This window comes from Roseburia hominis, from assembly GCA_040702975.1.
Lineage (GTDB): Bacteria > Bacillota > Clostridia > Lachnospirales > Lachnospiraceae > Allocoprococcus > Allocoprococcus hominis_A.
The window spans coordinates 2,199,297-2,219,450 of record CP159990.1 but is presented as its reverse complement, the minus strand read 5'-3'; the positions used below and the strand labels follow the sequence as shown (position 1 = coordinate 2,219,450).

Below are 20,154 nucleotides of genomic sequence, written 5' to 3'. Positions count from 1 at the left end.
CACCCCCCCCCGGAGAATTTTTGCTTATTTTCCAGGAGGGAGGTGTGGTGCCCTAACAGGCACCTGACACTCATATTATTCTAATTAAGAAAGAGGTGTAAACGGATGCCATGGGAACTTGATAACGACAGACCCATATATCTGCAATTAATGGACCGCCTGAAGGCCGACATTATCTCCGGCCGCTACCAGCCCGGCGACAGACTTCCCTCCGTCCGGGAACTGGCCATGGACGCGGCAGTCAACCCCAATACCATGCAGAAAGCATTGTCAGAGCTGGAACGTGACGGACTTGTATTTGCCCGGCGCACCAGTGGACGTTTTATCACGGAGGACGATACGATGCTGAAAAAGATGAAAAAAGACCTTGCCCGGGAGAATATAAAGACCTTTCTTGAGGCCATGCTCCGGCTTGGATTTGACAAAAAAGAAGCACTGGAACTTCTCGAAGAGATCTTAAAGGAGGAGGAACTATGACCCCAATACTGGAATGCCGATCACTTACCAAAACATACGGGAACTTCTGCGCACTCTCCGACGTGAATCTGACGCTGGACCGCGGACAGATTGTAGGGCTTCTTGGCCCCAATGGAAGCGGAAAAACTACGCTGATCAAGCTGCTGAACGGCCTTTTGACCCCCACCGCCGGCGAGGTCCTGATTGCCGGAAATACTCCGGGCGTCTCCACCAAGCAGATTGTCTCCTATCTTCCGGATGAGAGTTATCTGAAAAACGGAATGCAGGTCAAGGATGTAATCCGGATTTTTACAGATTTTTACGAGGATTACATGCCGGAGCGCACTTACGATATGCTCCGCTCGCTTGACATCGACCCGAACAGGCGGCTTTCCTCCCTCTCAAAAGGGACGCGGGAAAAAGTACAGCTTATCCTCGTCATGAGCCGGAAGGCGCAGCTTTACATACTTGATGAGCCAATTGCCGGCGTTGACCCTGCGGCGAGAGATTACATTTTAAAAACGATTATCAGTAATTACGATGAAAATGCGACCGTCCTTCTCTCCACCCACCTGATCTCCGATATCGAGCAGGTGCTGGACCGTGTGATCTTCCTTCAGAACGGGCATCTGACCCTTAACAGCACGGTAGATGAGATCCGGCAGACACATGGGAAGTCCGTCGACGCATTTTTCAGGGAGGTGTTCAGATGTTAGCAAAACTGATAAAACATGATATGCGCTCCATGTCAAAGCTTCTCATTCTGATGCATATTCCAGCCCTGCTCCTTACAGTTGCAGTAAAATACGCAGGGGTGTTAAGACTCTATGCGCTCGAAAAACCGGAGCCGATTGCTATTTTGACCATATGTATCGCGGTAGTCTATCTGTCCGTCACCAGCTTCTTTACCCAGCTTTACACGGCTGTTTACTCCTACCGCAAATTATTTTCACGCGAAGGCTATCTGACACTGACACTGCCAGTTAAAGCCTCCACACAGGTGCTTGCCAAGTTCCTGAGTGGCTCCTTCTGGATTCTGCTCAATATGCTCATCCTGTTTGGCGCGGCGTTCTATATCATACGCACTCCGCAGCTATTACAGGATATTCGGACTGTGTTCGCCAATGAATTTGGCCCGCATTTTCTTCAGGACTATATTTCCTTTGTCGCTATCCTGTTTGTCGGCAGTATCGTAAGCTGTTTCTCGAACATGGCCATCGCACTGGGATGCCTCTCCTTCGGACACTGTTTCCGCAAGCATCGTGTACTGCTCGCCATTGTGGGCTACGCCGGCATTAGTATGCTGATTCAAATCATAACCTTCGGAGTGCAGGCGTTCACGACTTTCGGCAATCCCCGTTTTTACGAGGATACACTCTCGGCAAGCGACTTTTTAGCTTTGTACCGGCCACTACTGTATGTTACCCTGGTAACTTCCATCGTTCTCGGTATCACATGCTATCTTTTTAGCTGCTACGTCATGAAGAGACGGTTGAATCTGGACTAAAGGGACAGAGGTTCCATACAGTAAGGGGAGCACAGACATCAGAGAAAACATCGCATAGAAATAAACCGCGCTGAACGTCCACTGGACGTTCACTCAGGTATGCTTGGCAACCCCAAAACGCCGGCCGCGGCGGTCAGACATGAACGCTGCGGCCGGCGTTCTCAGGGGGCGGTGGTTGCAGATATTTTGCATATAGTTTTTCAGCTTTTTGTTGCAAGGCAGATTGGAGATTATCAGTATAATTTGGCTGGTATCGCTTCTTGGACATTTCCCTTTCGCATGCATTGAGAGTTCAATAAGATTATGACTCCATAATATTGGAGCTTTGCATCTTACTACTCCGTAAAACACAAAGCCCCAATCACTGGATTTCTACTTTATCCTTCAATATCCATTGTTATTCACGCGCATGGTTTTGTTTATGTCAGACTTTTAATTAATGGATGCCTTCTTTTACTATCGTCCATTCCTGGCAACCATATCCTGTTGGTCCCCATTGGCCGACCGCTGCACCGTCTTCTTTCGAATTATCCACAACTTCCAGATACTTTCCACTGTTTTTATTTACAATATGAAAATATCCGTCGCCAGTTTCTTCCAATGACCATAATTGTGAATCGCTATCGGCAAAGTTACTCTGGATCGCTTTTGCTCCATCTACGGCGCTTTGATTCTGAATGTCCAGATATAATCCTGAATTTTGGTTCTTAATTCTATAGTAACCATCTCCTTCATCCTCAAAAGTCCACTTCTGGCACCAGTGATCAGTAACTCCCCATTGCCCAATTTCGGCACCTGCGGAAGTTAAAGCACTCTTGACTTCTAAATATTTCTCGCTATTTTTATTAATAATCGAAAAATCTTCTTCCGTTTCGCTTATCTGAATACAATCAAGTTCGGCAAATCCAACATTCTTTGTAAACTTAACTGAATTGATCCCTTCATTCAAATAGCAAGTAAAGCTGCTCCATAAATAACGGTCCCAATTCACTGTAACCGGATAATTTACCGTACCGATCTCATTTCCGTTGACAGTCACCATATGTGATGCTTCACTAGTCTCTCCGTTTGAATATCTTACCAGAATCTGATAGTTCCCCGCTTTAGAAACATTGATATTTCCAAAATTAACAGAACTATCCTCCTCATTAATATACCGCACTTCCTGCCCATTTGATGCATCAACCGCATTTTCTGATTTTGCATTTGTAACTGTTGCTTTTTCTGCTTCATATATGGTACCCTTTAACGGTAAGGTCCCGACACGTACATCGTTTAAGTTGTAGCTTACACCATCAATCGTCTTTTTATTAGTGAAGTTTTCAACATTGGTTGCCTGATATAAAGTTGTATTGTCGGGACTGACATCAAAGCTCTGACTGAACCCTGAAAAATAGCCACCTGCCAGATCATTATAATCATAAGTAACCGCCATAGGTAATCTTTCCCAGGATCCCTGTCCTAAATTGTAGTTCACATAAAAATTTTGTCCGCCACTAATATTGTCGTTGCTGTCAGTTCCCCATTTTGCGGAAATAATTACCATTCCGTTCGGGCCGCCTGCATCTACCCATTTTACATATGGAGAAGAACCTATTCCGCGTCCGTCCGCCAAGGCAACTCTTGTTCCTAAACTTTCTGCATCCCAGGTTACCCCGTCTTCAGAAAATTTACAATAAACAACCGCATTATTATTGCTGATGCTCGGCTTGTTCACCATTTCGTATGTTGCCATATATTTACCGTTCGGAAGCTTGGTAACTGTAATCATACCCGGACGGTCGCTCCTATTAGGAATTGCTGCTACATTTGACAGCGCACTCCAATTAACACCATCTGAAGAAGTTTTAAATGAAACCGCCTGCAACACTCCGTCCTCTTTTTGTCTCTCATCTGAATAGTAGCAAACCAAATCTCCGTTTTTACTCAATCCCAGGAAAGGTTCCCATACGGTTGTTGTAGTGGAGGTTGTACTCGGATCATACACACACGGTCCTCCATTGTCAACTTCACTTAAAAACGACCATGTATTTCCCTTATCCAGACTCTTATAAATCACGATTCGTGATTGTGTATATGGTGAATCATCAAAAATATTACCTGCTAACAGAATTGTTCCTGCCGGCATATCACCAACCTGTTGTGGTAATTCATATAAGCACGGCTGTGACGTTCTTAACAAACCATATTCCTTGTCATAGACATTTGAAATCAACTGCCAGCTATCGCCGTTATCCGTACTTCTGTATATCGGATATACCTGCTTGGATACCTTTTTCCCATTACCTACATCCACAGAAACATTTTTCAGCTGATCATATGTACAAAGCAACGTTCCGTTTGATGCCCCGCTGTTTTTCAGACAAATGATGCGTGAATAAGTTGCACCGCCTGGATCAAATGTCGCTTCATTATCTGCCTTATAAACTAAAGCACCATTTTCCTCCGTTTTTGCTGATACCGAACTTGAAAATGCTAAGGTCAGTGCAAGTATCAAAACGAAAGATATTACACTTTTATACCATTTCTTCATCTCTTTTCCTCCTAAAAGTTATTAATATAATCAAATATTGGTTTCCCTTTTTTATCCCAATCCGTTTTGAGAACAGGCAGCCTTTCTTTTTCCCATGCGCGCGAATCCAAAAGGTTGTCATTTTCATCAATACTGAGCATCCCAATGCATCTGCCCAGGCATCATTTATTGGGTCTTCCCCCTTACAACCGAGAACGTAAGGCCGAATTGCCCAGATATCGTCTTTATCGCCTGCCGCAAAATAAATAAACCATCTACCGTTTATATAGTGAATCTCAGGTGCCCATATATGTGTACTCATAATTCCACTATCGTGCTTTATCCATATCACAGTTTCTTCTGCATCGGCAAGCCCTTCCAGAGTATCACTCCTTCGCAGCACAATTCGATCATAAGCCGGTACAGAAGCTGTAAATATATACATCCCGTCTTCATGCCGATAAATGTATGGGTCCGCACGTTGCGCGATAAATGGTTTATTATATTCTGTTTGTTTAAATTTTCAGCATTCACAATATTCCCTCTTTTCTAAAACATCATAGTGAATAACAGAATATTATGAAACATTAAATCTACAAAGTGTCCCTGTCCAGAATCTTATAATTCAAATAAATTGATTTGGGCGAATATTTCTCGGAATCAATTTGTTGAATCAACTCTACAACAGCAGTTGCCGCTACCCCCTCAAGATTGGTGGACACAGTCGTAAGCTTTGGTGTTATATATTGCAAAACACTGATATCATCAAATCCCATCAAGCCGAAGTCTTCCGGTATCTTCATATTTCCCTGCTCTCCCCACTGCATAATAGTCAACGCATAGCTGTCTCCAGAGCACAAAAATGCCGTTCTTTTCCCATGAGACCTGTGAATAATATGCTTTACATCAGGCAGAAAATCTTTTTTTCCTATTATTTCTGAATGCAATTCGGGATGCCCGCTTACTGCTGCATAAAATCCTTTCAATCTTTGATTATGGACATAAATATTCTGTTGTTCTTGAACTTCTAACGGTGGACATACAAATACAATCTGTTCATATCCTTTTGAAACTATCAGTTCCACCGCATCCATCGCCGCCGCCATTTCATTCACCTGCACTGTGGTGATTTTGTCAGAAACCTGACTCCCTATACACACGATCGGAATATGTAGCGATAAGAGAAATTCCTCAAATTCTTTCCCCTTATTGAGAGGATTTATCATAATTCCTTCCATCTGACGCTCTGCCAACCCCTGAATCAATTTTCTTTCCCATTCAAGACTTTCATCACAGACTACAATATTGGTAAAATATCCTCGTTTATCAGCTTCTTTATTGATAATATTTAAACTCTGTACAAAATACATATTTTCAATATTAATGGTTACAACTCCTAAAGACATTGTTCGGCCATGATTTAAGCTTCTCGCCAGCAAATTTGGATGGTAATTATTTTCTTTAGCAACCGCTAAAATCTTCTCTTTCGTTTCTTTGCTCACGCTGCCTTTCCCATTTAGAGCCCGCAGCACAGTAGTCCTTGAAACACCACATTTTTCAGCAATTTGGTTTACTGTTATTGACATACGCTCTCCTCCTCCAATGCCCAAAAACTAATATGAGTATATCATAAAACAGACCCTTAGGCAATGAAGGCAAATTTGAGAAATTGTCGGCGTATTTGTGTTATACTTCTAGTCGCAATACATTAAAAGATAGTGGTTTCAATCGTGTAATGCACAGGTCCGTTTTCAAGACTACATCATCATTGTTTTGTGGAATCACATCATTATGCCCGATCCGATTCGTCATTTTTCTGTCTTCGGCTGTTAAGCATATACATTCCCTGACTCCTTTTATCTTAAAGTCAGGCATTTGGATTTCTACATCCAAACCCTCATCCTCGCTTCGATTTATCATAAAGATTGCAAGCTCATTCATTTCTTCGTTCCATACTGTAATACTATCAAGATATGGAACCTTCGAATACTCGTCGCAATCATATACAGGTCCATACAATGCACTATCCAGCACAACGCCCCGGGCATAATTTGCGAAATAATAGAATGGATAATATATCGTCTGAAGCCATAGCCCTCCATTTGCTTCTGTCATGATACAGGCACTCACATTTGTTAACAAGGATTGGCATGCTATCTTAATGACATCTGCATTTCTCAGAATTACCATCTGCATTCCGGCAAAAAGTAGTGCATCTTCCATTGTATAAACCTGTTCACTGATTGCCGGCGCAACCTTCCATGGCTCCTGGGCTATTTCCTCATTTACAGCATCACTTGGAACAGCCCAGACTCCCCATTCATCTACACTGAATTTCATGTCTTTTTTAGAATGTTTTTTCTGTTTTACAATCTGAGCCGCAGAACGTATTGTTTTTATATATTCTTCCATATCTAATGTCTGCGCAAGAAATGTTTTCGTTCCTTTTTCCTGGCCGGCATAATACTGGTGAAGAGCGAGATAATCTGCAACTTCATACACATGGTCCAGCACCTCCATGTCCCATTGAGGGTATGTAGGCATACTGGATAACGAACTTCCGCAGATAATCAGTTCTATTTCTGGATCTATAAGCTTCATGACTTTTCCTGCCTCTGCCGCCAGTTTTCCATATTCCTCTGCAGTTTTATGACCGATCTGCCACTTTCCATCCATTTCATTTCCCAGACACCACATTTTAATTCCATACGGTTCCTCTACGCCATGACTCCTTCGCATTTCACTGTATTTTGTACCGGCAGGAAAATTGCAATACTCTATGTAATGTGCCGCCTCTTCAATTCCACGGGTTCCAAGGTTTACGGTAAATATCGGCTGTACGCCTGCCTTCTTTGCCCAACTCATAAATTCATTGGTGCCAAATTCATTTGTTTCAATCGATTTCCAGGCAAGCTCTAATTTGTGAGGCCGGCCTTCTTTTGGTCCAACTCCGTCTTCCCAATGATATGTAGAGACAAAATTACCTCCCGGATACCGGACACTTGTCACCTGCATCTCTTTTACTTTTTGAAGCACATCTTTGCGGAATCCTTCTTCATCTGAGTTCTCATTTCCAGGCTCATATATACCCGTATAAATAACTCTTCCCATATGTTCCAGAAATGAACCATAAAGACGTGGATCTATTTCACCAATTATAAAACTTTTGCTGCATACAATTTTTGCTTTTTCCATATATGATATGTCTCCTTAGCCTTTTAGTCCGCCGCTGCTCATACCTTCGACAAAATATTTTTGTCCAAATATGTATAAGATAAACATAGGAAGTAATGAAATCAGTGCCCCAGCAAATGCTGCGCCATACTCAATCGTATTCTGTCCGATGAATAAAGCCAACCCGTTTGCCAGTGTACGCATTTTCGTACTACTTGTCACAATCATCGGCCATAGCAAATCGTTCCATGAGCCATTAACACTTAGAATAATCAATGTAATGACTGCCGGCTTAACCTGAGGCATCATAATTTTCCAGAAAATCCCATACTCGGAAAGTCCATCAATCCGGGCAGCTTCTGCCATTTCTTTCGGAATTCCCGTAAATGCAGCCCGCATCATGAAGATAGATCCCGCAACAGCTACGCGTGGTATAATCAGGCCCCAGTATGAATCATACATTCCCATCTTATAAACGACTAAAAATAACGGTACCATAATGACTTGGAATGGAACCATCATTGTCGCCAGCGTCATCAGAAACATTCCTGTTTTTCCCTTGAAATCGTAAAATGCATACGCATAGCCAGCCATACAATTTACAATGATGGCAAGAGCAGTTGTTCCCCCTGCATATATGACTGAATTCAAGACATACTGCAATATATTAATTCTGGCCTGCACATCTGAAAAATTTTGGAATGTAAATAAATTCGGAATAAATGTCGGCGGCCAGGAAATAATTTCCTTTTCAGGCTTGAAGGCACTTAATGTCATCCATAATACTGGTACTAAAACTAATAGTGCCAGAATAACCAGCACAAGAAAAACCGGTATTTTAATCATTATATTTTTTATTTTTATGGTCTTCTTCCTTTTCATATTATTCCTCCTTATTCATTTTACGGTACATTATCACAGTGATTACCATGATAATCACAAACAAAATCACTGACATTGATGATGCGTATCCCATGCTTGAATTAGAAGAAAATGCCCTTGAGTAAATATAACTGACTGTCGACTCCGTCGTATAATTCGGTCCACCATTGGTTGTTACATAAATAATATCAAAAATCTGCAAAGCCCCAGCAAACCTTGTCATCAAAATGTACCAAAATGTAGGGCGTATTGACGGCACTGTGATATGCATAAACTGTCTGACCTTTCCTGCACCGTCCATCTCGGCCGCCTCATATAACGAAGGTGATACTTGTTGAATTGCAGTCACATAAATGATTGCAGAAATCCCGAAGCTGCGCCAAATTGATATGAATGAAACAACAAACAATGTCAATCCAGGTGTATTCATAAAATTGATCTTACCCAGACCCATAGACTGCAATATTGCCGTAATAAAACCAATATTTGAATGTAAAATCATTCTCCACATAATACCAATGACAGTTGCGGAGCATATAACTGGTAAGAAATACACTGCCCGGAAAAGCTTATTTCTTTTATTATTTTTACTAATCAGCGCAGCAATGATCAATGCTCCCAAAACCTGAACAGGCACTTCCAGTCCCGTAAATATTGCAGTTATTTTCAAGCTATTGAGAAACCGGGCATCGTGAAATGCTTCTACAAAATTTCCCCACCCTATAAACTCTGCCGTATTCATTGTAATCGGTACATCAAAAAAGCTTAGCCCAAAAGCCATAGCAAGCGGAATCACATTAAATAACACCAATAAAATAATAGAGGGAGCAACAAAAACATATGCACATCTGGAGGGTTTGTTCCAATACTTTATCATTTTTTCCATTTTTATATCCTCCGATTCGTTTTTTAAAAAGGCGGCTGCTCTGACCGTCTTTTCAGTTGCCCGTCATACCTAAGTGAAGGTCCAGTAGACCTTCATCTTAGATAATCAGACAGCATAGTCATCGACTATTTATTATAAGTTTCCACGATCTTATCCGCCGAAGTTTGTGCCTTCTCCAGTACTTCATCAATAGATGCATTACCAAATGCAATTGAATTTATCATTTCCGGAATCACATCTGTAAGCACTGCATTAATTCCAGGAAAATTCGAATCAACAATAAAATCTGTCGGTGCTTCCGGATTTGCAGAAGACATAACACTTAATTTTTTATTGTCTTTATATTCGTCTTTTTCCTGCACTGAATAAGTATACGCCGGGAATCCGTTAGTAAGAGACCATTCTAATGCCGGGCTGCTTCCCTCCTCGTTCTCTGTGTTCCACCACTCAATGAACTTATAAGCTGCTTCCTTCTCTTCCTCACTGGCCGCCGTTGTGATTGCAAAACCAATCACTTCAACTGAGTTCATGTCGCCAGCATCTCCTTCAGGTATAAGCCCAATACCATAATTCACGTCCGCGGTATCAAGACCTGCCGTAACCCATGGTCCTCCAACAGACATACCGATCTGACCGGCACTTATCATAGAATCAGTATCTGCTTCAACTGGATTGTCATTATTATTTACCATGGTTTTATACATGTTCAGGAACTTTTTATATCCCTCATTGCCCGTAAAATTCGCTTTCCAGTCTCCGTTATTTTCCGTAACTGCAAGTCCACCAAACCTTTGCATAATATGAGCGATCTGATATGCATAATCATAAGAAATTCCTGAACCGTAAATATTCTTGCTCTCATCCGTTATTTTTTCCGCATACTCCTGCCACTCATCCCATGTAGCTGGCGGCGTATCCGGATCAAGTCCGGCTGCTTCAAACAGATCCTTATTCCAATACATATAATACCCAACTACCTGGAATGGTACAAAATATAAAGAGTCTTCATCTGAACAGTAATCCAAATATGACTGAATAAAATCATCCTTGTTCAGATCCGTCTTATCAAACACATCACTCACATCCTGAAGATAATCGCCATATGTAAAACGATATGCGCTTGAACTTAGCATCATTGTCGGCCCTTCTCCAGCTGCAAATGCCGTTGACAACTGGCTGTCAAAATCAGCTGAAATATCCATATCAACAGTAATACCATCCTTATTCTCTTTATTAAATTTATCAACCATTTTTACGAGCATATCACCGTCTGCCCCAGTAAAACTATTCCAGAACGTTATGGTTGTACCGTTAGATTTACTACCTCCCTCCTTCTTATTTTTTTCCTCTTTTGAACCACATGCCACTGCTGACATTACCATCAGTACAGCTAATCCAAATGCAGCTACTCTTTTCCACTTTTTCATATTTGTTGCCCTCGCTTTCTGAAAACACGGCAAATACATTTTCTTCGTCAAGCCTATATATTTACCAGCCTCATGGTTACGTACACGTGTACATCTATTTCTTATATACAGCATAGTCCTTGTACATTTAAAAGTCAATAATTTTTTATTAAATCGTCATTATGTTATATTGTATATCAATTATTTGTGCATTATGTATACGAATATCTCTCTTGTCCTATACTTATTTCTTATTAATCTTTATGTTCACGTGTACTTTATTATATTTTCTGAATATTATATCCAATACTGGCATGATATAACTGAGCCATTGGAAATAGCCAGTTACGCCTACCTCGATCAAGTAATTGGTTGGTTGAATCACATTCACCAAAATGACTGAAGCAAAAGAATAACTGCCGTTACCGCTATCAGAAGAAATAAAACTGTACAATTTGCCAAAACAACGAAATACCCTGCCAATAATGGTATCGTAAATACAGAAATGGTTACCAAGATTACAGGATTCCATTTATACACCGCCCCCTGATGGAACAAACGATGCACAATGCATAAAACCCAAACAGAATTGAGTATAACTCCTAGCAAACTGTGTACCAAATCTACTTCATACAACATCACTTCTGTAATCAACACTATGAGTAACTCTTACTGTTTTACTATTTTTTATAGGCATTTTAATGGCCTTTTTTCAAATCATCAGCATCCGGTCATATCGTTCCAGGAACTCCTTTGTAAACTTCCTGCCTATTTCGCAGATCCATGCATAAATATTTTTCTCTAAGTCCTTGAATGGTTCCATCGGTCATCATCATACATCATTTTCTTCAGCCTGTTTCTGCTCCAATGCCGCATAGTCCGTAAAGAGATCCATCTGTTCAAATATCGGCTTCTTTGGTACAGATGCCTCCTCAATTACATGATTGGCAGTAATATTGAGCCGCCTGACCATGATAATGCGCCATTCTGGACGGTGCAACAATATAATCAAGCGCCAGGCCTGGAGAAGATTTCAGTTCTGTGTCAATATAGGCGGAGCCTGTGAACTGACGGTCTGGAGCATTCCTTCTTCTTTCAGCATTAACTTTTTTCACTTTTTGCACTACTTCAAAGCCTGGCCCGGCCCGGAATGCCATAAGCTTTCAGAGAGGGGGAGACTGCAAGGCAGATTGTCTTCTCTGTACGGCTTTTATCCGCCACAACAAGGTTCGTAGTCATCGGATCAGCCCACGTTCCACATACCTGTGAAAAAAAGCATCCGCCAGTCACACTGACAGATGCTCTTATCTTTATACACCTCCGTAAAATACCCAATGAATACAGTCATTCGACAACTTACCTTAAAGAATCCAATCTATACTTTTCAGTCTTGATAAATATATTATCTGATGTGAGAACCTAAAGCTTAAGTTGACCCTTTTATATTTTCACAGATTCATATCACATATCATGCAAACAATGCTGCTATCTTCGGAATATAAGACCGAATCGCCGATACCGTCATAATCAGAACAAACACGTAACTAATAGTCATGCATATTCGAAGCGCCGTCGGTGCTTTATACCCTTCATTCAAATCCTTTCTCCAGATTAGAAGAAGCATGAACAATCCCCCAACCGGTGTTGCAATAGATGTGGCTACATTCGCCATAAGAATTAGCTGTGTTGGCGAACCACCATAGCAATAACATACAATCATTGCGAATATTAGACATATCAGGCAGCCTATCCTGATAAACTTCGTTTCAAGACCTACTTCCTTGTCAAATCCCGCTCCCAGCAATACCATTCCTCGTTGCGTGTTCGCAAGCAAAGAAGAAAATCCAGCACCAACAAGGGCACAGCCCATTATATATTTTGCGCCCGTTCCCATAATTGGCACAAGCATCTCTGCTAACTGGGCCGGTGCAGTAATTACCAGTCCCTGCTGATGAAGCACAATCGCTCCCACAAGAATAATTGCTCCTGAGATCATTACAACGCTGATTACATGCACCAATGCATCGGTAAACATAACGCCGTTAAACAAATCTGCTTTGTTCCATTTCTTCTCTTTCCCAAGATATGTCGCATAGATTCCCGCCGTAACAGCCGCATTTGTAGAGATAAACGCCAATGCTGTGGTCAATGATCCTTCCGGAATCTTGAATCCAACAAGTCCTTTGCCAAGTTCTCCGGCATCCGGTCCGCCGACACCAATTAAAGTAATATAAAACGCAAGAATCATTACAACAATACACAATGTTATAATCTTCTCTACCTTGGAATATACATTATTCGCGAAATAGCAATATAGCACAATCGCAATCATAATTGCAGAACCGATCTTCCAGTTAATACCAAATATCAGGTTCATTCCTGCGCCAGTACCGGAGATATTCCCCATAGTAAAAAACAAGCAGGCAAGAAAGACCGCGACGCCTACAACACCTGCCGCAACAGGGCCATAATACTTGCGAATGGCATGAATCGTCGGAAGTCCCGTCACGATGGCAAGTCGATTCGTAGTCATCATAAAAGTAATCCCCATGAAAATAATCGGAATGATCAGCCAAATTAACTGATATCCATAGTTCGCTCCAAGCATAGCCGATGTAGTAACTGCTCCTGGACCAATAACAATTCCAGTTGCAATTAATCCCGGGCCAATCCTTTTCACAAGATCCTTAAGAGGAAGGCGCTTGATATCTTCTCCATAAACTTCTTTTTTTTCACCCATAATATATCACCCTATACAAAAGGAGTTCTGCCATGGCAGACGCAGAACCCCTTTATTGCATTCTACTATTTATATTGATCCATATCAACCTTCGGCAACTGACTGCGCTCAAGGCCAAGTGCTACCCAGTCTTTTTCTTCCCGATTCAATGGAAGCACTGGCTTTCTCATAAGAGCATTGCTGAAGATTCCCCTCTGATAAAGAGCCTCTTTCAAGCGGGCATGAGCCTCGCCAGATGGCTGTCCGCCGCCGTAGATTGCCTGAGAAATGTGGTAGATACGGTCAGACCAGTCCTGAGCCTCTTTCAGTGTATGCTTGTCAGGGTTTGCAAATACTTCTCTTGCCGGGCAGATCAGTTCCGGAACACAGCCCGCAAAACCAATCAACGCTCCATCCATACCCGGGAACCAAGATACACATAACGTCTCATCATGGCAGGTAATCAAGGAAATATCCGGGCATTCCTGACGAAGAAGGCGTACATCATGCTCATAGATTGAAGTTACACGAGTACCCATCTTAATGCATTTTACATGGTCAATCTCTTTGCACATCTTAATCAGAGTTTCTACAGGATAGAACGCTTTTGATGTTGCAGGATAAAGGTGGATGATAATATCAATATCTGCACCCTCCGCCACGTCCTTAATGTACTGGAACGGAGCATCTGGATTCATACCGAATCTCAGCCACATATGGGGAGGCATCAGCAAGATTCCATCTGCACCTGCTTCTTTTGCTTCTGCTGCCATCTCAATGGACTCCTGTGTATTCTCACAGTTAACACCAGAGATAATTGTCATAACATCTCCGCATTCCTCTGCACAGATTTCAACAACTCTCTTTCTTTCCGCACGAGTCAGACCTGTAATTTCACCTGTATGTCCGTTACATACAAGTCCTTCAATTCCTTTTCCGTAGAAACTCTTTATCCAGCGAAGATAAACTCTGAATTCTTCTTCATTAATAGACATATCCTCATTAAGCGGTACAGATACTGCCGGGAAAATTGTTTTAAAATTTTTAACTTTTGCCATAATTATTATCTCCTTCTTACTTTGTTTAACTTATATTGCCTACAAATGTGCACTTCCTCCCAGCATCGCGCGCCTGCTAGTTTTTCTGCAATCGTTTGTACTTATGATTCATTTATATCACATAAAATGACCTCGGTCAATCATTCGAACCCTCTCTGCAATTTCTTGCATATCAATTGCAACTTTTTGCATATTTTTCTTTTTCCCACAATTTTACATCTATTTTTTGTGCAATATTACTATATTAATTACCTTCTTATTTTTTCAAAAAAATATTTTCATTTTAAACATATTCAGTTATAATAGAATTTGATTCAAGCATTTGTATTTTCAAGCAATCGTTTGCATATCAAAAGGAGGGATTATATGGCTACTCTAAAGGATGTCGCAGCACTGGCATGCGTCGATGTCAGTACGGTATCAAGGGCATTAAATAACACTTCTTACGTCCATCCAGACACAAAAAAACGCATATATGCAGCCGCTAAAGAATTAGGATACCATCCAAATATTATGGCAAAAGCACTCCGCCAGGGAAAGCGGCATACTATCGGTGTCGTTGTTCCAAGGCTGCAGACTACTATTTTCGCAGAAATATTGCAAGGCATTGAAACTTATGCCCGAGACCACGGTTACGGCACTCTTATCTGTGTTACGGATGACAAGGCCAAGAATGAACGTGACTGCTTAAATAGATTAAGGAATGGATTCGTTGACGGGATTATTATTGCTGCTACCGGAAGGAATGGAAGATTAATACGCGATATCAAAGCCAGCGGAATATCTGTTGTACAGGTTGTCCGTAGACAAGAATATCATATCAGCTGTGTGGATGCAGATTTTGAAGCCTGCGGATACGATGCTGTAGAATATCTTTACCACAAGGGGTGCCGTAACATAGGATTAATTGCAGGCGCACAGCATCTTTACCCGTATAAAGGACGCTATGACGGTTATAAAAAAGCCATTCGCCAGTATGAATTATCAGAATATGTCAGTGAATGTTCCTATGATGTAAATAGTTTTGAATATGGATTGGAATGTGCAAATCAGCTGCTGGATAATGTTCCTGACCTCGATGCAATTATAGCGTGTGTAGATATTCAGGGATTAGGCGCACTAAGAGCAATTAAAGAAGCCGAAAAAGATTATCAGACTGTCAGGGTACTCAGCCTTACCGGTCATCAGATTGGCGCTATGCTGCAGACCTCTATGACCTCTATGGAGATGCCCGCCTATGAGATGGGCACAAAAGCTGCCCAGATGATAATCGAAGATATCGCTGCACCTGATAATCAAAAATCTGGCATACAGCATCTCACTGTTAATGCTATACTCAAAGAACGGGAAACCACATAATTGCATATGCTTTTTAGAATGTTAAAATGGTGCTGGATTCGATTCTCCGGCACCATTTGCCATCTCCATTATTTCCAGTATCTATATACACGGGCTGCTGTCCTGCTCCCACAAATCCATCACATATTGCTATATGAAGCATTGTTGTCACCACAAAGCATAAATTTCCAGATAACATTATACCGTAACTTTGTAATTTTCTCAACCAAGATGGATGTCCACTGGGCGTTCACTCAGGTATGTTCGGCAGCTAAGAGGCAAAGGGCAATCAACGTAAAAAAGAATGCTGACAGCAAATAAGTGCAACCTCCTTCAAAGATTCTGTTCTCAAATCTTCCATAATCCGACACATCTCACTTTCGAGTTCTCTTACAGATATAACATAAATTCAGCCAGTGGAATATTATCTTTAAAGAGACAACACATGCAATCATCATCAATCGGTCGCAGATCGTGCAGGCGTTGTAAATCTTCCTGGTGCTGCTGTTCTGTCACTTTCAATATCCCCACCTGCTTTTCCTTTTGTTTTCGTATTCCCATATTAGCATAAACCTTCTGACCTTTCAAACCAGTAATGCTTGACCTTATCGATAATGCAAGAAATTCTTCGAGGTTCATCTTTTAAAACAATTCATTCACTACTGTTCTGCTTTCGATACTCAACCGGTGCTATTTTCAGAATATCACGAAAAGCAGTGGCAAACTTACTCTGGTTCTCATAACCTACTTTGTTTGCAATCTCAGCTATGGTTGACTGCGTCTGCCGGAGCAGGATGGCTGCCTGTTTGATCCGGTATTCTTTCATATATGCACCTATCGGCTGTCCGTAAATTCCTTTAAACGTATCTTTTAAAGCCGCTGTGTTGATCAGGTATTCTTTGGAAAGCTCCTCAATCGTAGGGCGTGCCTGCAGATTCCCGACCAGCTTTTTATGGATTTCCTTTACGATTTCTACATGTGGTGAAGTGTAATGCTCCCGCTGCTTCTCTTCCGATACATCTACCATACACAGGAATAACAAAAGTTCCTGGACTTTTATCTTAAAATAAGGTTTCTGCAGGCAGTCCGGTACAAAGTAAAGTTCCGAGAAAATATGCTCAATCTCATCCTTTGCCCGCATCACAAAGCAGCCTCCGTCCGGGCAGAATTTTTCCTTAAATTTCAGTATGTCAATACCGCTTTCTGAGAGAATTTCCGGTGGATTCTCCGTTACCGTTTTCAGATTGATCACCACAGAAATTCCACGATAATGCTTCAATGGAAAACTCATCCTGGGAGAACAGTTATCCATCGTATGGATAGACAGATCGCCTTCTCCAAGATACAGGCAGGAGCCGCTTGGCAGGCTGCTTCCTTCCCGCCCCTCCCGGCAGTGGTTGATTTCTAAGATATCCTTATCCAGATTCCCCTCCCATTCACAGCCTGTAGCTTCAAAGTCATTGTAAATAAGCTGTATTCCGGGATAAACCTGATAAACAGTCATAAGTCCCAAACCATCCGTACAGTCCATCTTATAGACGGTACAGTAACCGTCATTATCTTTTGGAATCACCGCAGACAACCCTTTTGTATTTGTAGCAGGGTCTTTACTCATAATGCTCCTTTCTGGCATTCCATCGTGTTTGATTTGTTCTGCCAGAAGCCTTCTGGCATCTTTTATTATATGGATTTTTCTCATTTTTCTCAGCTCCGATCAGCAGGATTTACAATCCAATCAGAATTATATTACATCCCTGCCGACTGTGCAAACGGAGAAAAAGCCGGTGCCCTGTTGAAAAGACACCAGCTTCCGATAAATTTTATTTGCCACAGTGTTTTACTTTCTTGTGTTCTCCGGCATTCTGCGAAACTCAGAGATCATCATGGAAACCGTGATTACAACCAGAATTGCATCGGTCAGAGCTATCGCCAGCCACACACCGCGAATTCCCATGTCTCCCACCATTGGGAGAAGAACGCAAAGCGGAATAAACAGAATAATCTGCCGAAACAGCACCAGCCATGTAGCCTTATTCGCTTTTCCCAGTGACTGGAACAGCGTTACTGCAATCAGAAAACTGCCCTGCAGAATGTATGTACTGAACATGATACGGAAATTTGCTGCTCCTTGCTCAGCCACACCTGGCGTTGTGATAAACATCGACAATACTTTGTCCGGAAACAGCTCCACCGGAACATAAAATACAAGGGATAACACTGTCGCGGCAATCACAAATACTTTTGTCAGCTTCTTCACCCGGTCATAATCCTTTGCCCCATAATTTGTTCCCGCCGCAGGCTGGAAGCCCTGGCTGATGCCCCACAGAGGCACAAAAGAGAAATTCCAGAACCTAAGTGCCGCGCCCAGAAGAATCTGGGAAGTTTCGCCGCCGTAGTTTGATGCTACACGATAGATCACGGTCTGCTGTGCCAAGGTCAGTATCTGCATTAACAAAGCAGATACGCCCACTGCAAGTACCCGGGGAAGCAAAGTCCCGTCAATCCGGATGCGTCCAATCTTTACATTCGGACTTTTCTTTTTGAAATACCACAACGTGACGGCTGCCTGAAGGAACTGCGAAAGAATCGTTGCATAGGCCGCCGCCTCGATTCCCATACCGTAAGGCTTCAACACCGTAATAAAAATCGGATCAAGAATAATATTCAAAATAGCACCGCTTGCAATGATCGTCATTGCTTTTTTAAGCTGGCCTTCTCCACGAATGACCATGTTGGCACTCTGGAAGAAATTTACAAACAGCGAACCTGCAAATACAATTCGAAGATATTTTTCCGCATAGTTCAAAATATTGTCACCGGCCCCGGCAAGCGTCAGAAGCTGCCTTGTAAATACCATACCTACAGCAGTGTAGATTACAGACAGCAGAAGCACCATTGCAACCAGGTTCCCCATAATCTTCTTAATTGTACCCGCATCTTTTTTACCTATAGCACGGGACAATACGGAAGCAGAACCTACGCCCAGCATTGCCGCCGAACCTGCATTGATCAGGGTAAAAGGATAAGATACCGATACAGCTCCCATCTGTGCTGCCCCTACCATCTGCCCTACAAAAATGGAATCCATCATATTGTATAGTCCGACAACCACCATGCCGAGAACTGCAGGAACGCTGAGTTCTATCATAAGCGGCCAGGGGCTTTTTGTTATAAGTTTTGTTCTTGTATCAAGTGACTGTTTCATCACTGATTCCTCCTGTTTGATTTATTTTCTCGCAAAGGCAATAAGCTAAAGCCAGGTTTACTTATCTTGAGCAACTGCCTGCAGCTCATATACCGATGCCTATAGGGTAGCCATGTCTAACCATATAAAGTATATAAAATATAGGCTGATTTGTACGCTCCATACAGAAGCATTTTTGATCCAAAAGGAGTTGATTTTGGAGGGCAGATCCAATCAGTAGGTTTTCCGCTCCAAAGAGAAAAGCCACTTTCAGAAACATTGACGATTCTTCATTTTGTACCTATACTAATGATGATACAGGTAAGAATATTTTAAGATTTGCCGGGAAGGACATTTCCGATTATTAGAGCGCGCCCCTGGCTTGCAAACCAAAATAGGGGCCACCAGACCTTATTTGAGGTATGGCTGGCAGCAAAGTGCAGCCCCTGCTTTCTGACAAGGGCTGCACTAATTCAATCAACGTTCTACAATTTTTCGTAGGAAACCAACTGGCTCATCGGGATACGCTGTGTGTCAAAACGGCTGGTATCCGCAGGCTCATCATCCGAATAACCGACTGCCAGAATGTTAACCGGCTCCAGATTCTCCGGAAGATTGAACTCTGCCCGCAGCACATCCGGCTTGAAGTAACATACCCACACCGTGCCAAGACCAAGCTCTGTAGCCTGCAGCATCATGTGATCCGTCAGGATCGATGCGTCAATATCACCCGTCTGCTTCTGGTCGAACGGACGAACCCACGCCTTATTGTGATCGGCGCATACAATGATTGCCAGAGGTGCGCCATAAATGCCGGCGGCCTTGCTGACCTTTGCAAGTCCTTCCTCACTCTGGACGGTGATTAAATGAACTGGCTGGAGATTTGCCGCTGTCGGGGCTACATGGGCAGCTTCCAGAATCTGTTCCAGCTTTTCCGGCTCCACTTTCTGATCTTTGTAACTGCGTACCGACCTGCGCTGTTTTGCAATACTGATAAAATCCATAATAAATGATCCTTTCTATGTATCCTAT

The 20,154-nt window shown here is 42.2% G+C and carries 17 protein-coding genes and 2 pseudogenes; 4 read left to right on the top strand and 15 right to left on the bottom strand.

What is annotated here, in order from left to right; translation table 11 throughout:
* The first annotated feature begins 105 nt into the window (after window positions 1–105).
* From ABXS75_10315 to ABXS75_10305, 3 genes are read left to right on the top strand one after another with little or no spacing between them, the layout of a single operon-like run.
* Complete coding sequence (locus ABXS75_10315; protein ID XCP83480.1) at window positions 106–477, top strand: GntR family transcriptional regulator; 372 nt, start codon at window positions 106–108, stop codon at window positions 475–477.
* On the top strand, window positions 474–1,172 hold the full coding sequence (locus ABXS75_10310) for an ABC transporter ATP-binding protein (GenBank protein XCP83479.1): 699 nt from the start codon (window positions 474–476) through the stop codon (window positions 1,170–1,172). The genes ABXS75_10315 and ABXS75_10310 overlap by 4 nt, the downstream gene beginning before the upstream one ends.
* Window positions 1,166–1,963 (top strand): hypothetical protein, encoded by a 798-nt coding sequence (locus tag ABXS75_10305; GenBank protein ID XCP83478.1) that lies wholly within the window; start codon window positions 1,166–1,168, stop codon window positions 1,961–1,963. The genes ABXS75_10310 and ABXS75_10305 overlap by 7 nt, the downstream gene beginning before the upstream one ends.
* A gap of 436 nt (window positions 1,964–2,399) precedes the next feature.
* On the opposite strand, the gene ABXS75_10300 is transcribed toward ABXS75_10305, so the two are convergent.
* The 11 genes and pseudogenes from ABXS75_10300 to ABXS75_10250 form a co-directional block, all read right to left on the bottom strand.
* Window positions 2,400–4,496: an RICIN domain-containing protein gene (locus ABXS75_10300; protein ID XCP83477.1), complete on the bottom strand. Its 2,097-nt coding sequence runs from the start codon at window positions 4,494–4,496 to the stop codon at window positions 2,400–2,402.
* A gap of 148 nt (window positions 4,497–4,644) precedes the next feature.
* Window positions 4,645–4,986, bottom strand: a pseudogene (locus tag ABXS75_10295) (family 43 glycosylhydrolase).
* A gap of 82 nt (window positions 4,987–5,068) precedes the next feature.
* Window positions 5,069–6,061 (bottom strand): LacI family DNA-binding transcriptional regulator, encoded by a 993-nt coding sequence (locus ABXS75_10290; GenBank protein XCP83476.1) that lies wholly within the window; start codon window positions 6,059–6,061, stop codon window positions 5,069–5,071.
* Window positions 6,062–6,161: 100 nt separating this feature from the next.
* Entirely contained in the window at window positions 6,162–7,670 is a 1,509-nt protein-coding gene (locus ABXS75_10285; GenBank protein ID XCP83475.1) for an alpha-N-arabinofuranosidase, read from the bottom strand.
* A 15-nt stretch (window positions 7,671–7,685) separates the two neighbouring features.
* Complete coding sequence (locus tag ABXS75_10280) at window positions 7,686–8,531, bottom strand: carbohydrate ABC transporter permease (protein ID XCP83474.1); 846 nt, start codon at window positions 8,529–8,531, stop codon at window positions 7,686–7,688.
* Window position 8,532: 1 nt separating this feature from the next.
* A complete protein-coding gene (locus tag ABXS75_10275; protein ID XCP83473.1) occupies window positions 8,533–9,417 on the bottom strand; it encodes a sugar ABC transporter permease in 885 nt (294 codons plus the stop codon).
* A 125-nt stretch (window positions 9,418–9,542) separates the two neighbouring features.
* The gene (locus tag ABXS75_10270; GenBank protein ID XCP83472.1) at window positions 9,543–10,844 is read right to left on the bottom strand and encodes an extracellular solute-binding protein; all 1,302 of its coding nucleotides are present in this window, start codon (window positions 10,842–10,844) and stop codon (window positions 9,543–9,545) included.
* An 811-nt stretch (window positions 10,845–11,655) separates the two neighbouring features.
* A complete protein-coding gene (locus tag ABXS75_10265) occupies window positions 11,656–11,826 on the bottom strand; it encodes a hypothetical protein (protein XCP87211.1) in 171 nt (56 codons plus the stop codon).
* A pseudogene (locus tag ABXS75_10260) lies at window positions 11,798–12,068 on the bottom strand (DNA methylase). The gene ABXS75_10265 and the pseudogene ABXS75_10260 overlap by 29 nt, the downstream one beginning before the upstream one ends.
* A gap of 223 nt (window positions 12,069–12,291) precedes the next feature.
* Complete coding sequence (locus tag ABXS75_10255; protein ID XCP83471.1) at window positions 12,292–13,563, bottom strand: Nramp family divalent metal transporter; 1,272 nt, start codon at window positions 13,561–13,563, stop codon at window positions 12,292–12,294.
* A 65-nt stretch (window positions 13,564–13,628) separates the two neighbouring features.
* A complete protein-coding gene (locus tag ABXS75_10250) occupies window positions 13,629–14,600 on the bottom strand; it encodes a dihydrodipicolinate synthase family protein (protein ID XCP83470.1) in 972 nt (323 codons plus the stop codon).
* A gap of 366 nt (window positions 14,601–14,966) precedes the next feature.
* Here ABXS75_10250 and ABXS75_10245 point away from each other — a divergent pair, with 366 nt between their 5' ends.
* Entirely contained in the window at window positions 14,967–15,959 is a 993-nt protein-coding gene (locus tag ABXS75_10245; protein XCP83469.1) for a LacI family DNA-binding transcriptional regulator, read from the top strand.
* A 369-nt stretch (window positions 15,960–16,328) separates the two neighbouring features.
* Here the strand turns inward: ABXS75_10245 and ABXS75_10240 are convergent, their stop codons facing one another.
* From ABXS75_10240 to ABXS75_10225, 4 genes are all read right to left on the bottom strand, one after another.
* Window positions 16,329–16,499: a hypothetical protein gene (locus ABXS75_10240; protein ID XCP83468.1), complete on the bottom strand. Its 171-nt coding sequence runs from the start codon at window positions 16,497–16,499 to the stop codon at window positions 16,329–16,331.
* Window positions 16,500–16,590: 91 nt separating this feature from the next.
* Window positions 16,591–17,637 (bottom strand): AraC family transcriptional regulator, encoded by a 1,047-nt coding sequence (locus ABXS75_10235; protein ID XCP83467.1) that lies wholly within the window; start codon window positions 17,635–17,637, stop codon window positions 16,591–16,593.
* A gap of 138 nt (window positions 17,638–17,775) precedes the next feature.
* Window positions 17,776–19,143, bottom strand: a complete 1,368-nt coding sequence (locus ABXS75_10230; protein ID XCP83466.1) for an MATE family efflux transporter — start codon at window positions 19,141–19,143, stop codon at window positions 17,776–17,778.
* A gap of 464 nt (window positions 19,144–19,607) precedes the next feature.
* Complete coding sequence (locus ABXS75_10225) at window positions 19,608–20,126, bottom strand: nitroreductase family protein (protein ID XCP83465.1); 519 nt, start codon at window positions 20,124–20,126, stop codon at window positions 19,608–19,610.
* Window positions 20,127–20,154: the final 28 nt, after the last annotated feature.